Here is a 13,454-nt window from a genome sequence, read left to right on the forward strand (position 1 = left end):
CGAGAAGCGCGCTGCAAAAGGTCGATCTCGCCCACCCGAGAACCCCGTTCGCCTGCCTACCGCGCCGCGTCGACGATCCGGCGGGCCAGGCGGTGCATCCCGGCGGTGTGCAGGGGCCGCGTCAGCCACCAGTACAGCCGCCCGACGATGCCGGCCGGCAGGAAGATCGCCCGCTGCGTGTAGGTGGTTCCGCCGCCGTCGCGCGGCGCCACCGAGATCTCGAGCCAGGCCCGCCCCGGTCGGCGCCGGGTCCCGCGCAGCCGCAGCAGCCGGCCGGGCTCGCGCTCGGTCACCGCCCAATGTGCGCGGCCGCCCAGGACGCTCTCGGCCGCCCGCCACACGTCGGCGGGCGCGGCGCCGCTCACGGCGGTCCGCACGCCGGTGTAGACGACCTCGCCGGCCCAGTCCGGGTCGCTGGGCAGCGCCTCGGCCGGCGCGGACAGCAGCGAGTCCCAGGTGGCGTCGGTCAGGCCCCGCTTGGCGCGGTCGAGTGCCAGCGCGACCGAGCGGCGGTAGTCGGTGAGCCCGCCCGGCGGCGGCGCGATGAGCCCGTCGATGTCGTGGTTGCGCATCACCGCGTCGCATTCCAGCGACTCGATCAGGGGCCGCGCCAGCCCGGGCGGGATCGGGGTCACCGCTCCCACCCAGAGGCTGGCGATCGTCGGCGTCAAGAACGGCAGCACGACCAACCGGCGCGGCCACAAGCCGGCCACCTGTGCGTAGACCCGCATCATGTCGCCGTATTCCAGGACGTCGGGCCCCCCGATGTCCCAGGTGCGCGACCCCTCCCCAGCGGGCACCGGGGCCGTCGCCGCGGCGGCCAGGTAGTGCAGCACGTCACGCACCGCGATGGGCTGGATCTTGTTGTGCACCCACTTGGGGGTGGTCATCACCGGCAACCGGTCGGTGAGGTGCCGGATCATCTCGAAGGACGCCGACCCCGACCCCACGACCACCCCGGCCTGCAGCACCACGGTTTCGATGCCGGAGTCGATCAGCGCCTCGCCCACGGCTTTGCGCGACTCGAGATGCGGCGAGAGCTTGCGGCCCTCCGGGTGCAGGCCGCTCAGGTACACCACCCGCCGCACCCCGGTGCGACGTGCGGCTGTCACGACGTTGCCGACGGCCCGGGATTCCTCGGCGGCGAAATTCTTCGACGCCCCCATCGAATGGACCAGGTAGTACACGACGTCCATGCCGTCGAACGCTGCGACCAGTGACTCGACGTCGCCGAGGTCGCCGCGCGCCACCTGGGCTTGGTCCCGCCACGGCACGTCGGCCAGCTTGTCCGGGTTGCGGGCCAGCGCCCGAACCTGATGGCCCTCGTCCAGCAGTCGCGGCACCAACCGGGCGCCGATGTAGCCGGTCGCCCCCGTTACCAGGCAGCGAACTCGTTCTGCCATCGCTTCTCCGTTCCTCGCCGGCCATTCGGAGCTGACGCAGGCTGGGATTGCCGCTTCCGGGGACCGCTAAGCGGTCAACGGTCGCTGAACTGAGGAGTGCGGCGGTCCTGGAACGCCGTCGCGCCCTCGATGAAGTCGTGCGACCGCAACAGGACGGCCTGCCCGTCGAGCTCACGCTCGAGGGCCGGCTCCAGTTCGGTCAGCGTGGCGGCGTTGATGGCGTCCTTGGTCTTGGCGTAGGCCGCGGCCGGACCGGCCAACAGCTTGGCGACCACCTTGTCGACTTCGGCGTCGAAGTCGTCCGCCGGATACACCGCGGAGACCAGGCCCCAGGACAACGCGTCGACGGCCGGCAACCGCTCGGCCAGCAGCGCCATGCGCATCGCGCGGATCCGGCCGATCGCCGCGGCGACCAACGCCGACGCGCCACCGTCGGGCATCAAGCCGATCCGCGTGAAGGCCAGCATGAAAAACGCCTTCTCCGAAGCTAATACGACGTCGCAAGCCAGCGCCAGCGACACCCCCACACCGGCAGCTGGCCCGTGCACCACGGCGACGACCGGCCGGGGCAGCGCGGTGATGGCCCGCACGGCGCGGTTCGCCTGCTCGAGGACCTCGGTTCCCGGACCGGCGTCTGCCAGGTCGTCGGCGCTCATCCCGGCCCCCGAGCAGAAGCCGCGGCCCGAACCACCTAGGCGCACCACGCTGACCCGGGAATCGGAGGCCGCGCGTTCCATCGCGTCGGCGATGCCGGCCAGCACCGGGGTGGTCAGCGAGTTGAGGCTCTCGGGCCGGTCGATCGTGACCGACAGCACGCCGTCGGACAGCGCGACGGCAAGGCCCTCGACGGGCGTCAGCGTGTCGATGCCGGGTTCCATGGGGCCACCCTAAGCGACCGGGGTGCGCGGCTCTCACGGGCGGCTGCAAAGATGCCAACGGCCGGTAGTTCGACCTACACCGCCGGTCGAAGGCGTCGGAGCGGACGAGAGGTCGGTGCATCGTGGCGGGACCGCTGAGTGGACTGCGTGTCGTCGAGTTGGCCGGTATCGGACCCGGCCCCCATGCGGCGATGATCCTGGGGGACCTGGGCGCAGACGTGGTGCGCATCGACCGGCCCTCGAGTGGTCCCGGTGGTGTCGCCAAGGACGCCATGATGCGCAACCGGCGCGTCGTTACCGCCGACCTGAAGTCCGACGCGGGACGCGACCTCGTGCTGCGGCTCGTCGCGAAGGCCGACGTGCTGATCGAGGGCTACCGGCCCGGCGTCACCGAGCGCCTCGGCCTCGGGCCGGAGCAGTGCGCCGAGGTCAACGATCGGCTGATCTACGCCCGGATGACGGGCTGGGGGCAGACCGGGCCGCGCAGCCAGCGGGCCGGGCACGACATCAACTACATCTCGCTCAACGGCATCCTGCACGCGATCGGCCGGGTCGGTGAGCGGCCCGTGCCGCCGCTGAACCTGGTCGGCGACTTCGGCGGCGGCTCGATGTTCCTGCTGGTCGGCATCCTCTCGGCGCTGTGGGAGCGGCAGAGCTCCGGCAAGGGCCAGGTCATCGACGCCGCGATGGTCGACGGCTCCAGCGTGCTCGTCCAGATGATGTGGCAGATGCGGGCCTCCGGCATGTGGTCGGACAACCGCGGCACCAACCTGCTCGACGGCGGCGCGCCCTACTACGACACCTACGAGTGCGCCGACGGCCGCTACGTCGCCGTAGGGGCCATCGAGCCGCAGTTCTACGCCGCCTTGCTGACCGGCCTGGGTCTCGAGGGGGCCGACCTGCCCGGGCAGAACGACGTCACCCGCTGGCCGGAGTTGCGGGCGGTGCTGACCGAGGCTTTCGCCGGCCGTGACCGCGACCACTGGGCGAAGGTGTTCGCCGAGTCCGACGCCTGCGTCACGCCGGTGCTCGCGTTCGGCGAGGTGCAGACCGAACCGCACATCACCGAGCGCAACACGTTCTACGAGGTCGGCGGGAGCCTGCAGCCGCGGCCGGCGCCGCGGTTCTCGCGCACCGCGCCCGAGAAGCCGCGTGCGGCCGCTCCGGTGGCCGACGCCGAGGCCATTCTGAAGGACTGGGTATAGTCCCCGACCAACAGGTTGGTGGGCCAAACCGCTGGGATCAGGGAAGGATTCGCATGGAGATCAAGGACGCCGTCGCCATCGTCACCGGCGGGGCCTCGGGCCTGGGCCTGGCCACCACCCGCCGCCTGCTGGACGCCGGAGCCCAGGTGGTCGTGCTGGACCTGCGGGGCGAGCACGTGGTTCGCGAACTCGGCGAGCGGGCGCGTTTCGCGCCGGCCGACGTTACCGACGAGGCCGCCGTCACCAGCGCGCTGGACATCGCCGAGGCGATGGGTCCGCTGCGCATGGTGGTCAACTGCGCCGGCACCGGCAACGCCATCCGGGTGCTGAGCAAGGACGGCGTCTTCCCGCTGGACGCGTTCCGCAAGATCGTCGACATCAACCTGGTCGGGAGCTTCAACGTGCTGCGACTGGCCGCCGAGCGGATCGCCAGGACCGAGCCAGTCGGCCCCCCGGACGGCCAGGAGCGCGGGGTCATCGTGAACACCGCGTCGGTGGCGGCGTTCGACGGGCAGATCGGCCAGGCCGCCTACTCGGCGTCCAAGGGTGGCGTGGTGGGGATGACGTTGCCGATCGCGCGCGATCTGGCCAGCCGGCTCATCCGGGTGGTCACCATCGCCCCGGGCCTGTTCGACACCCCGCTGCTGGCCGGCCTGCCGGAACCGGCCCGCGAGTCGCTCGGCAAGCAGGTACCGCACCCGTCGCGGCTGGGGAAGCCCGACGAGTACGGGGCGTTGGCGGTGCACATCATCGAGAACCCGATGCTGAACGGCGAGGTCATCCGGTTGGACGGCGCCATCCGCATGGCCCCGCGCTGACGGGCGCCCCCAGTCCCGGGTCGGCGGGAAAACGAAAGCCCCCCGCATCGCGGGGGGCTGACCCGGAGAAGACCTCCGGATCTATCGACGGAACCACCGGGTGATAGCGGGTTCGGCCATCAAAAGCCGTGCGAGCACACTCATGGAGGTCAGCTCGCCGTCGGGAGGGGGTGCCAGTCCTCGAACTGCTCCGAGGTCTCCCCTTCCACCAACATGTCGCCGTGGTAGAGGGCTTCGAAGTCGGCTTTGATGACGTCGGCACTCGAGTCGTCGATCCACATGACACAGAGCGTATGGGCCACGTTTAAGGAATCTTTGAGTCGCGATTCGGAAAATGGTGGCAATTTACCCGCGGGTAGGTTACTCGCGCGTCGAACCCCCGATCGTGCCGCCGACCGGCTTATTCGCTGCCCAGTTTTCTGGCCGGACTCTTAGGGCCGCGCCGGTTTGAAAACGACGCTGAACCCTTCGGTGCCCGTATCCGTCGATTACGTGAACAGCGTTGTTCGGCACATGTAAGTTGACCCTAAGCAAGGCCCATCGGGGTGGGCGCACGCGACCGGCTGGGGGAGAACGCCGACATGCTGCAACGAATCGCACGATTGGCCATCGCCGCGCCGCGCCGAATCATCGGGGCGGCGCTTCTGTTGTTCGTGGCCGCGGCGGTCTTCGGCATCCCCGTCGCCGAGAGCTTGTCGCCCGGCGGCTTCCAGGACCCAGGCGCGGAGTCGGCCCGCGCGATCAAGGTCTTGACCAGCAAGTTCGGGCAAAGCGGTCAGAAGATGCTGATCCTGGTGACCGCCCCCGCGGGCGCCCACAGCGAGCAGGCGCGGCGGGTTGCCACGGGCCTCGTCGCGGATCTGGAACGCTCGCCGCTGGTGTACAACGTGTCCTCGGCCTGGACCGCGCCCCCGCAGAGCGCCGCGGACATGGTCAGCACCGACGGTAAGTCGGGGTTGATCGTGGTCAACCTCAAAGGCGGCGAGAACCACGTTCAGACCAACGCCCAGCAGCTGGCCGACGAATTCGTCCACGACCGCGACGGCGTGACCATGCTGGCCGGCGGCTCGGCGATGGAGTACGCCGAGATCAACAAGCAGAACCAAGACGACCTCCTGGTGATGGAGATGATCGCCCTGCCGTTGAGCTTCCTGGTGCTGGTCTGGGTGTTCGGCGGATTGCTGGCGGCGGCGTTGCCGATGGCCCTGGGCGCGCTGGCCGTCGTCGGGTCGATGTCGGTGTTGCGGCTGGTCACCTATACCACCGAGGTATCCATCTTCGCGCTGAACCTGAGCACGGCGTTGGGTCTTGCTCTGGCCATCGACTACACGCTACTGATCGTCAGCCGGTACCGCGACGAGCTGGCCGAGGGCGCCGACCGGGACGAGGCGCTCATCCGGACCATGGCCACGTCCGGCCGCACGGTGCTGTTCTCCGCGGTCACCGTCGCGTTGTCGATGTCGGCGACGGTGGCGTTCCCCATGTACTTCCTCAAGTCGTTCGCCTATGCGGGGGTGGCCACCGTGGCCTTCGTCGCCACGTCGTCGATCGTGATAACCCCGGCTGCGATCGCGCTGCTGGGCCCGCGCCTGGACGCGCTGGACGTGCGCGCGCTGCTGCGCCGGATCCTGCCCATGAGCAAGGGGAGCGCCGATCCGGCACGCAAGCCGGTCGAGCAGCTGTTCTGGTACCGCTCCAGCAAATTTGTGATGCGGCGCTGGGCGCCGATCGGCCTGGCCGTCATCGCGGTGCTGGTGCTGCTCGGCCTGCCGTTCGCCGGCGTGACGTGGGGATTCCCCGACGACCGGGTGCTGCCGCGGTCGGCGTCGGCCCATCAGGTCGGTGACCAGTTGCGTCACGACTTCGCCCACGATTCCGCCGCGGCCGTGCCGATCGTCGTCCCCGATGCCCGTGGGCTCAGCCCCGAGGCCCTCGACACCTACGCCGCCGCCCTGTCGAAGGTCCCCGGCGTCTCGGGGGTGTCGGCGCCGGGCGGGTCGTTCGTGGCGGGCAACCGGGTGGGGCCGCCCGCCGCGGCGACCGGGGTGGAAGACGGCAGCGCCCTGTTGACCGTGGACAGCAGCGTGCCGCTGTTCACCCGGGCCTCCGATACCCAGCTGAGGCGTTTGCACCAGGTCAGCGGGCCCGCCGGCCGGCCCGTCGAGATGGCCGGCGTCGCCCAGATCAACCGCGACAGCGTCGACGCGGTGACCGATCGGCTGCCGCTGGTCCTGGGCTTGATGGCCGTCGTCACCTTCGTTCTGCTGTTCCTGCTGACCGGCAGCGTGGTGCTGCCCGTCAAGGCGCTGATGTGCAACGTGTTGTCCCTGAGCGCGGCCTTCGGCGCGCTGGTGTGGATTTTCCAGGACGGCCACCTCGGTGCGTTGGGGACCACGCCGAGCGGGACGCTGGTGGCGAACATGCCGGTGCTGCTCTTCTGCATCGCGTTCGGCCTGTCCATGGATTACGAGGTGTTCCTGATGGCCCGGATCCGCGAGTACTGGGTGGCGTCCGGGGCCGCCCGGCAGGCCACGGCGTTGAACCCGGCCGAAGCCAACGCCCCGCATGGGTTAGCGTGGCGATCGTCGGTATTCGCGGTGCGGAAGGGTGACGCGCATGGCATCAGCTGGGGCAGCGGTCGACAACCCGTTCTTCGCCCGGATCTGGCCCTACATCGCCGCGCACGAGGTCGAGGCGATCAAGGCACTGCGCCGGGAGAATCTGGCGGGCCTGAGCGGCCGCGTGTTGGAGGTCGGCGCGGGCATCGGGACGAACTTTCCGCACTACCCCGAGTCGGTCGACGAGGTGGTCGCCGTGGAGCCCGAGCAGCGGCTGACGGTCCAGGCCCGCGCCGCGGCGGACGTGGTACCGGTTCGGGTCGTGGTGCACGGCGACACCGTGGAGGCCTTCAGCGGCGGTGAACCGTTCGACGCGGTGGTGTGCTCGCTGGTGTTGTGCTCGGTGGCCGACCCCGGCGACGTGCTCCAACGCCTGCATTCGCTGCTGCGGCCGGGCGGCGAGCTGCGCTACCTCGAGCACGTGGCCAGCCGCGGGATGCGGGGGCGGCTGCAGCGGTTTGCCGACGCGACCGTGTGGCCGCGGCTGTTCGGCAACTGTCACACCCATCGCGACACCGAGCGCGAGATCGTCGCGGCCGGATTCGAGGTGCAAACCGCCCGGCGGGAGGAGACGCTGCCGGCCTGGGCGCCGTTGCCGGTGTCGGAGTTGGCGCTGGGCAGAGCACGCCGACCATGACGCTCAATTTCTCGTCGCCGAGCCTGTGCTCAGCGCGGAGTTGGTGGCGGCGGCTTGGCGCCGTGACAAGGGAGCTAACCCAACAGCGCGGGCAGTCGCTGTAGCAGCTCGGGCAGCGCCTGGCTCGCCGTCTCGTGAATGCTGATCGTCGCGCTTGCCGACAGCGGGGTGACCTCGGGGTTGACCTCGACGACGGCCGTGCCGCGCGACAGCGCCAGATCGGCCAACCCGGCCGCCGGGTAGACGACGGCGGAGGTTCCCACCACCACCATCAGGTCGGCGGCCTCGGTGGCCTCGACGGCGCGCTGCCAGGGCGCGTCGGGCAGCTGCTCCCCGAACCACACGATGTCCGGTCTGATCAGACCGCCGCAGTGACACACCGGGGGTTCGACCTCCAGCGCCGGCTCGGGCATTTCGGGCAGCGCGCCGGCGTAGGCGATTCCGCACTGAGCGCAACGGAATTCGAAAAGGCTGCCGTGCAAATGGTGCACCGCTGTGCTTCCCGCCCGCTCGTGCAGGTCGTCGACGTTCTGGGTGATCACGCTGACCTCGGCGTAGTCCTGCCAGGCGGCGATGGCGCGGTGTCCGGCGTTGGGCTCGACGTTGGCCACCAGGTAGTGGCGCCACAGATACCAACCCCAGACCCGTTCGGGGTTGTCGCGCCAACCCTGGGCGCTGGACAGCTCGTAGGGGTCGAAGCGGGCCCAGAGACCGTTCTTGTCGTCGCGGAAGGTGGGCACGCCGCTCTCCGCGGAGATCCCCGCGCCGCTGAGCACCGTTACGCGCATCCCCCCAACATAGTCGGCGCGGGGTGGATACTGGGGGCGTGGAGCTGGCTGACTGGTTGCGGGTCGACGTGAAGGGGCGTAAGCCCCTGTTCGACCAGCTCAGAACGCAGGTGATCGACGGGGTCCGGGAAGGTGCGTTGCCGCCCGGCACCCGCCTGCCGACCGTCCGCGAGCTGGCCGGCCAACTCGGCGTGGCCGTGAACACGGTGGCCCGCGCCTACCGCGAGCTGGAGAGCGCGGCGATCGTCGAAACCCGCGGCCGCTTCGGCACTTTCATCGCCCGCTACGACCCGACGGACGCCGCGATGGCGGCCGCGGCGCGGGAGTACGTCCAGGTGGCCAGGGGCCTGGGACTGGGCAAGAACGACGCGCTGCGCTACATCGAGGCCGTGCCCGAGGAACGGGACGCGCGCTAGCGCTAGCGGCGGGCCTCCGTCCGCTCAGCGCAGCACCTTCGTCAGCGTGCGCAGGTTGCGGGTCGTGGTCGTCGACTTGTACCGCGCCTTTCCCATCGTCTTGCCGATCGTGCTGTTCAGGGTGGAGCCCTTGGGCACTCCGCGCCTCCGGCGCGTCCAGCAGTACGTTGCCGCTGGCCAGGATCGTGCACACGCCGGCGAATCCGGCGTCGGTCAAGGCGGCGGCCACGTCGGCCAGCTTGAGGTTGACGCCGCCGACGTTGACGCCGCGCAGGAAGGCCGCGTAGTGGGGCATGCCCCCATCGAACCAGGACCGCGTGCCCGCGACGTAGTCTTTCGGCATGGGACGTCAGGTCTTCGACGACAAATTGCTGGCCGTGATCAGTGGGAACTCCATCGGGGTCCTGGCCACGATCAAACGGGACGGACGCCCCCAGCTGTCCAATGTGCAGTATCACTTCGACCCGCGGGAAGCGGTGTTGCGGGTGTCGATCACCGAGCCGCGGGCCAAGACCCGCAACCTGCGCCGCGACCCGCGGGCGTCGCTGCTGGTCGACGCCGACGACGGGTGGTCGTATGCCGTCGCCGAGGGCACGGCGGCGTTGACGCCGCCGGCGGCCGCGCCCGACGACGACACCGTCGAGGCCCTGATCGCCTTGTACCGCAACATCGCCGGGGAACACCCGGACTGGGACGAATACCGGCAGGCGATGGTCACCGATCGGCGGGTCGTGCTGACGCTGCCGATCTCCCACATTTACGGCATGCCGCCGGGCAGGCGTTGACCGCGCCGTCTACCGCTGCGGCGGCTGCGACGGGGCTAAGCTTCCGGTATGGCTGAGTCGAGCTCTCCGCGAGAAGAAACGGCACCCACGGATGCGGCCTCGGGGGAGTCCGAGGACGAGAACAAGCGCAAGTTCCGCGAAGCCCTCGACCGCAAGATGGCCAAGGCGTCCGGCGGCTCCGCCCACAAAGACGGCGGCGGCAGGCAGCCGCGGACGCACGGGCCGGTGGAGAACCGTCGGGAGTTCCGTCGCAAGAGTGGCTGAGTGCCGCTGAATACCGTTGAGCGGCATCCGTTCTGTGGTGTCGGGGGCGCTTTTGGGCTGCGCCGGGGCTTCTCCCCGGTTCTGGACCGCACGGGCGCCGAAACTGCACCTCGTCCAAGACCCGGCCGCCGTCGCGTTGCTGGTCGGCATGCTGCTCGACTAGCAGGTGCCGAATTGAGACGGTTCAGCTCTGGGGCGTTGTGAACAGGCTGATCGAAGGGTCGGCTTGGCCCGGTTTGCCGCGCAGGCTTCCCCGGGTGCTCGGGTGTCCGAAGTTCACTTGCGACGGGTCATTTTGATATGCCCAGTCCGCCACGATGGTGCGTTGGCTGAACTTCCAGCGGCCGTCGTGTTTGGTGTACTTGTCCAGGTACCGGCCGCCGATGATGACGTCCACGTCGTTTTCGGGACCGGCGAAGGTGTGAAAAACCAGGCAGTAGATTTCGCCACGGGCTGTGTCTCCGTCGATCACGAAGTTCGTCGTGGTGATGTTGTGTTGAGACACAAGCACATACGGCTCCGCGGCCTGTAGTTGCGCGATGAACTCTTCGACGCCGCCGGTCGAGAACGACCCGTGAGAGTCGGTCGCGTCGGAGTGGTAGAGGCTGCGAAGCGTCTCATAGTCGGCGCCCTGTGTGACAGGGTTAAGTGAGACAGCAGCAGTAGCCAATCATCGCTACAGGGCGAGACAGGATCACCATTTTCCGTGACTATGACGATCGCATCCCTGGACGGGTGCAGTGATAATGACCAAGTGGACAACGTGCCCGATCCAGGTGCTCGGGCGCGGCGGCGCACGTTCACCGCCGAGTACAAGGCCCGCATCCTCGACGAGTACGACGCGCTGTCGGTGGGCTCGTCGGAGCGTGGTGCGTTGCTGCGCCGTGAAGGCCTGTACAGCTCGCATATCGCCGAATGGCGAAAGGCCCGTGATGCCGGCGCTCGGGAGGGTTTGTCGGCGAAGGGCAAGCCGAAGCGCAGCGCTGAGCAGGTCGAGTTGGACAAGCTGCGGCGGCGCACCACGCAACTGCAGGCTGAGCTGGATCGGACCAAGCTAGCGCTGGAGATCACGGGAAAAGCACACGCGCTCTTGGAGATGCTCTGAGCCTGTCACGATTTCTGTGTAAGTCAGAGGTGATTTGACTACGAGTTGTATTCTAGCACAATGGGATTCGCCCAGGGAATAGTCTGGCGAGTGTGTTGAGCGCCACAGTCCAGTTGTGCGTTCCAGTACCCGAATAGCCTCCTCTCTCGCTGGAGATGTTGCGCAGCCCGAGGTACAGCAACTTCATCGCGGCGTCCTTGTCCGTGAAATGACCACGGTTCTTGGTGATCTTGCGCAACTGGAAGTTGATCGACTCGATCGCATTGGTGGTGTAGACGATCTTGCGCAACTCCACCGGATAGTCCAGGAACGGAACGAATTCCCCCCAGGCGTTGTGCCACACGTCAATTGCACCCGGATATTGGGCGCCGAATTGCTGGTCGAACTCCTTGAGTGCGAGTTCGGCTCCATCGACGGTCGGCGCACTGTAGATCGCCCGCATCGCGGTGGCGACCTTCTTGCGGTCCTTATAAGACACGAAGCGCATCGCATTCCTAATGACGTGCACGACGCAGGTCTGCACCACGGTATCGGGATAGATCGAGCGGATCGCATCAGGCAGACCGGTCAGCCCGTCGCAGCAGGCGATGAGGATGTCGCGCACCCCGCGGTTGCGCAGGTCGATGACGACCTTCTGCCAGAACTTCGCCCCCTCGGAGTCCTGGATCCAGCAGCCCAAGGCGTGTTTGCGGCCCTCCAGATCCACGCCAATGGCCAAATAGGCGACCTTGGTGGTGATGACCCCGTTGTCGCCGATCCGCAGCCGCAGCCCATCGATGTAGAGGATCGGGTAGACCTCATCGAGCGGGCGGGCCTGCCAGGCCTTGATCTCATCGACCACCACCTCGGTGATATTGGAGATCAACTCCCGCGACACCGACGCCCCATAGACCTCCTGCAGGTGGGCTTCGATATCGCGGGTGGTCATTCCCCGTGAATACAGCGACAACACCACCGAATTGATGTTGTTGAGCCGGCGGGTCTTCTTCGGCACAATCGCCGGCTCAAACGAGCCGTTGCGATCACGCGGCGCATCGATCTGCACCGGGCCGTTGACGGTGGTCACCGTTTTCGGCGTGGTGCCGTTGCGCGAATTTCCCGATCCGCGTCCGGCCGGATCGCCGGCCTCATAGCCCAGATGGTGGGTTAGCTCCGCATTCAGCGCCCGCTCCAGCACGGCCTTAGTCAGCTGGTTCAGCAAACCGTCCGCGCCGTCGATCGGGGTCCCGGTCTTCACCGCATCCTTAATCAACGAGTCCAGCGTCTCTTCGGTGAACATCTCGGCCAGCCGCCGCGCCGCGGTCGTCTCCTCAGCCGGCATCTGCATGGTCTTGGTCACAAAACACTCCTTCTGTCCGCCCAACGGCGGTCCGATGATGGACCACCCCGGACTTACACAGATGGAATGACACGCCCGATGCTCTCCGAGAGCGCGGATTTCGAGCCGAAGTCCAAGCCGTGATCGGCGAGCACCTGCCCGACCTGGAGGCCGCAACCAGCACCAAACGGGCGTGCGAATTGCTGGGTGCATCGCGGGCCACGCTCCACCGCCACCGCAACCCACCACCACGGCCGGCACGGCGGGTGCGGCCCGAGCCACTGAATAAGCTCACCGAGGCCGAACGCCAGCAGATTCTGACGGTGCTGCGCTCAGAGCAGTACTGCGATCTGGCGCCGGCGCAGGTGTGGGCGCGACTGCTTGATGATGGTGTCTACCTGTGCTCGATTCGCACCATGTACCGGCTACTGGCCATTGCCGGGGAGAACCGCGAGCGGCGTCGCCAGCGCACCCATCCGGCGCGCAAGAAACCCGAGCTGATCGCTAACGCACCAAACCGGGTCTGGTCCTGGGGTATAACGAAATTGCAAGGGCCACAACGGGGTATCTTCTATCAACTCTATGTGATTATCGACATCTTCTCGCGCTACGTCGTCGGCTGGATCATCGCAGAAGTTGAGGACGGTGAGTTGGCCAAAGCATTTATCGCCGACACCATGGCCCGTCACGGCATCGCCCGCGGCCAGTTGGCCTTGCACGCTGATCGCGGCACCTCGATGACCTCCAAGCCGGTCGCCCAGTTGCTGATCGACCTGGGGGTGGACCGCAGCCACAGCCGCCCGCACGTGTCCAACGACAATCCCTACTCGGAGGCTAATTTCAAGACCCTCAAGTACTGCCCGGCGTTCCCGGGCCGGTTCGGCTCGATCGAAGATGCCCGCGCCTTCTGCACGACATTCTTCGATTACTACAACCATGAGCATCGCCACAGCGGCGTGGGCCTACACACCGTTGCATCGGTGCACTACGGCACCGCAAACGAGATCCAGGCCCAACGTGCCGCCACGCTGGATGCGGCCTACGCCGCTAACCCCGCTAGATTCCGGCACCGGCGGCCCGCTCCACCGAAGCTGCCCACCGTCGCCTGGATCAACCAACCAACCCCGGAAGCACTCATCAAATCCGCGTAAGAAACTGTCTCACCGACCTTGACACGTTCCGGCGCGGTCGACGGCCCGGCAATAGGCAGTGACGAGCT

The 13,454-nt window shown here is 67.9% G+C and carries 15 protein-coding genes and 2 pseudogenes; 10 read left to right on the forward strand and 7 right to left on the reverse strand.

All coding sequences use genetic code 11. From position 1 onward, the window contains the following. Window positions 1–56 precede the first annotated feature (56 nt). Both AB8998_RS08320 and AB8998_RS08325 read right to left on the reverse strand, forming a co-directional pair. Window positions 57–1,403: a DUF2867 domain-containing protein gene (locus tag AB8998_RS08320; protein ID WP_369737439.1), complete on the reverse strand. Its 1,347-nt coding sequence runs from the start codon at window positions 1,401–1,403 to the stop codon at window positions 57–59. 74 nt (window positions 1,404–1,477) lie between these two features. Beyond that, complete coding sequence (locus tag AB8998_RS08325; RefSeq protein WP_369737440.1) at window positions 1,478–2,281, reverse strand: enoyl-CoA hydratase; 804 nt, start codon at window positions 2,279–2,281, stop codon at window positions 1,478–1,480. Between the two features lie 122 nt (window positions 2,282–2,403). Between AB8998_RS08325 and AB8998_RS08330 the strand changes: the two genes are divergently transcribed. Together AB8998_RS08330 and AB8998_RS08335 are read left to right on the forward strand one after the other, a co-directional pair. Further along, window positions 2,404–3,486, forward strand: a complete 1,083-nt coding sequence (locus AB8998_RS08330) for a CaiB/BaiF CoA transferase family protein (RefSeq protein ID WP_369737441.1) — start codon at window positions 2,404–2,406, stop codon at window positions 3,484–3,486. A 53-nt stretch (window positions 3,487–3,539) separates the two neighbouring features. Next, window positions 3,540–4,304, forward strand: coding sequence for a 3-hydroxyacyl-CoA dehydrogenase (locus tag AB8998_RS08335; RefSeq protein WP_369737442.1), 765 nt, complete (start codon window positions 3,540–3,542; stop codon window positions 4,302–4,304). 149 nt (window positions 4,305–4,453) lie between these two features. On the opposite strand, the gene AB8998_RS08340 is transcribed toward AB8998_RS08335, so the two are convergent. Continuing rightward, complete coding sequence (locus tag AB8998_RS08340; protein ID WP_116526608.1) at window positions 4,454–4,585, reverse strand: hypothetical protein; 132 nt, start codon at window positions 4,583–4,585, stop codon at window positions 4,454–4,456. A gap of 300 nt (window positions 4,586–4,885) precedes the next feature. Between AB8998_RS08340 and AB8998_RS08345 the strand changes: the two are divergent. Together AB8998_RS08345 and AB8998_RS08350 are read left to right on the forward strand one after the other, a co-directional pair. After that, window positions 4,886–6,865, forward strand: a pseudogene (locus tag AB8998_RS08345) (MMPL family transporter); the annotation flags it as partial. A gap of 55 nt (window positions 6,866–6,920) precedes the next feature. Next, a complete protein-coding gene (locus tag AB8998_RS08350; RefSeq protein ID WP_369737443.1) occupies window positions 6,921–7,559 on the forward strand; it encodes a class I SAM-dependent methyltransferase in 639 nt (212 codons plus the stop codon). Between the two features lie 74 nt (window positions 7,560–7,633). Here the strand turns inward: AB8998_RS08350 and AB8998_RS08355 are convergent, their stop codons facing one another. Next, window positions 7,634–8,347: an NAD-dependent deacylase gene (locus AB8998_RS08355; protein ID WP_369737444.1), complete on the reverse strand. Its 714-nt coding sequence runs from the start codon at window positions 8,345–8,347 to the stop codon at window positions 7,634–7,636. A 38-nt stretch (window positions 8,348–8,385) separates the two neighbouring features. On the opposite strand from AB8998_RS08355, the gene AB8998_RS08360 reads away from it, so the two are divergent. Next, window positions 8,386–8,763, forward strand: coding sequence for an Rv1152 family transcriptional regulator (locus AB8998_RS08360; protein ID WP_369737445.1), 378 nt, complete (start codon window positions 8,386–8,388; stop codon window positions 8,761–8,763). A gap of 24 nt (window positions 8,764–8,787) precedes the next feature. Here the strand turns inward: AB8998_RS08360 and AB8998_RS08365 are convergent. Beyond that, window positions 8,788–9,058: pseudogene (locus AB8998_RS08365) on the reverse strand (DUF1697 domain-containing protein). 46 nt (window positions 9,059–9,104) lie between these two features. Here AB8998_RS08365 and AB8998_RS08370 point away from each other — a divergent pair. Genes AB8998_RS08370 through AB8998_RS08380 form a run of 3 tightly spaced genes read left to right on the forward strand, consistent with a single transcriptional unit; the run spans window position 9,105 to window position 9,975 of the window. Further along, a complete protein-coding gene (locus AB8998_RS08370) occupies window positions 9,105–9,548 on the forward strand; it encodes a PPOX class F420-dependent oxidoreductase (protein ID WP_369737446.1) in 444 nt (147 codons plus the stop codon). Between the two features lie 48 nt (window positions 9,549–9,596). After that, a complete protein-coding gene (locus tag AB8998_RS08375) occupies window positions 9,597–9,812 on the forward strand; it encodes a DUF5302 domain-containing protein (RefSeq protein ID WP_369737447.1) in 216 nt (71 codons plus the stop codon). Between the two features lie 16 nt (window positions 9,813–9,828). Continuing rightward, window positions 9,829–9,975, forward strand: coding sequence for a hypothetical protein (locus AB8998_RS08380; RefSeq protein WP_369737448.1), 147 nt, complete (start codon window positions 9,829–9,831; stop codon window positions 9,973–9,975). A 21-nt stretch (window positions 9,976–9,996) separates the two neighbouring features. Here the strand turns inward: AB8998_RS08380 and AB8998_RS08385 are convergent, their stop codons facing one another. Beyond that, complete coding sequence (locus AB8998_RS08385) at window positions 9,997–10,482, reverse strand: nuclear transport factor 2 family protein (RefSeq protein ID WP_369737449.1); 486 nt, start codon at window positions 10,480–10,482, stop codon at window positions 9,997–9,999. A gap of 42 nt (window positions 10,483–10,524) precedes the next feature. Between AB8998_RS08385 and AB8998_RS08390 the strand changes: the two genes are divergently transcribed. Then, the gene (locus tag AB8998_RS08390) at window positions 10,525–10,917 is read left to right on the forward strand and encodes a transposase (RefSeq protein ID WP_369737450.1); all 393 of its coding nucleotides are present in this window, start codon (window positions 10,525–10,527) and stop codon (window positions 10,915–10,917) included. Window positions 10,918–10,969: 52 nt separating this feature from the next. On the opposite strand, the gene AB8998_RS08395 is transcribed toward AB8998_RS08390, so the two are convergent. Then, window positions 10,970–12,205 carry an IS256 family transposase gene (locus tag AB8998_RS08395; RefSeq protein ID WP_369741377.1) on the reverse strand — a complete coding sequence of 412 codons (1,236 nt, stop codon included), beginning with the start codon at window positions 12,203–12,205 and terminating at the stop codon, window positions 10,970–10,972. Between the two features lie 170 nt (window positions 12,206–12,375). Between AB8998_RS08395 and AB8998_RS08400 the strand changes: the two genes are divergently transcribed. Then, a complete protein-coding gene (locus AB8998_RS08400) occupies window positions 12,376–13,386 on the forward strand; it encodes an IS3 family transposase (protein ID WP_369737451.1) in 1,011 nt (336 codons plus the stop codon). Window positions 13,387–13,454 lie beyond the last annotated feature (68 nt).

The organism is Mycobacterium sp. HUMS_12744610, assembly GCF_041206865.1.
GTDB lineage: Bacteria > Actinomycetota > Actinomycetes > Mycobacteriales > Mycobacteriaceae > Mycobacterium > Mycobacterium servetii.

Coding starts and splice junctions, on each gene's coding strand:
- AB8998_RS08320 (WP_369737439.1), bottom strand. CDS start 1,403: ATGGCAGAACGAGTTCGCTGCCTGGTAACGGGGGCGACCGGCTACATC.
- AB8998_RS08325 (WP_369737440.1), bottom strand. CDS start 2,281: ATGGAACCCGGCATCGACACGCTGACGCCCGTCGAGGGCCTTGCCGTC.
- AB8998_RS08335 (WP_369737442.1), top strand. CDS start 3,540: ATGGAGATCAAGGACGCCGTCGCCATCGTCACCGGCGGGGCCTCGGGC.
- AB8998_RS08340 (WP_116526608.1), bottom strand. CDS start 4,585: ATGTGGATCGACGACTCGAGTGCCGACGTCATCAAAGCCGACTTCGAA.
- AB8998_RS08350 (WP_369737443.1), top strand. CDS start 6,921: ATGGCATCAGCTGGGGCAGCGGTCGACAACCCGTTCTTCGCCCGGATC.
- AB8998_RS08355 (WP_369737444.1), bottom strand. CDS start 8,347: ATGCGCGTAACGGTGCTCAGCGGCGCGGGGATCTCCGCGGAGAGCGGC.
- AB8998_RS08370 (WP_369737446.1), top strand. CDS start 9,105: ATGGGACGTCAGGTCTTCGACGACAAATTGCTGGCCGTGATCAGTGGG.
- AB8998_RS08375 (WP_369737447.1), top strand. CDS start 9,597: ATGGCTGAGTCGAGCTCTCCGCGAGAAGAAACGGCACCCACGGATGCG.
- AB8998_RS08390 (WP_369737450.1), top strand. CDS start 10,525: ATGACGATCGCATCCCTGGACGGGTGCAGTGATAATGACCAAGTGGAC.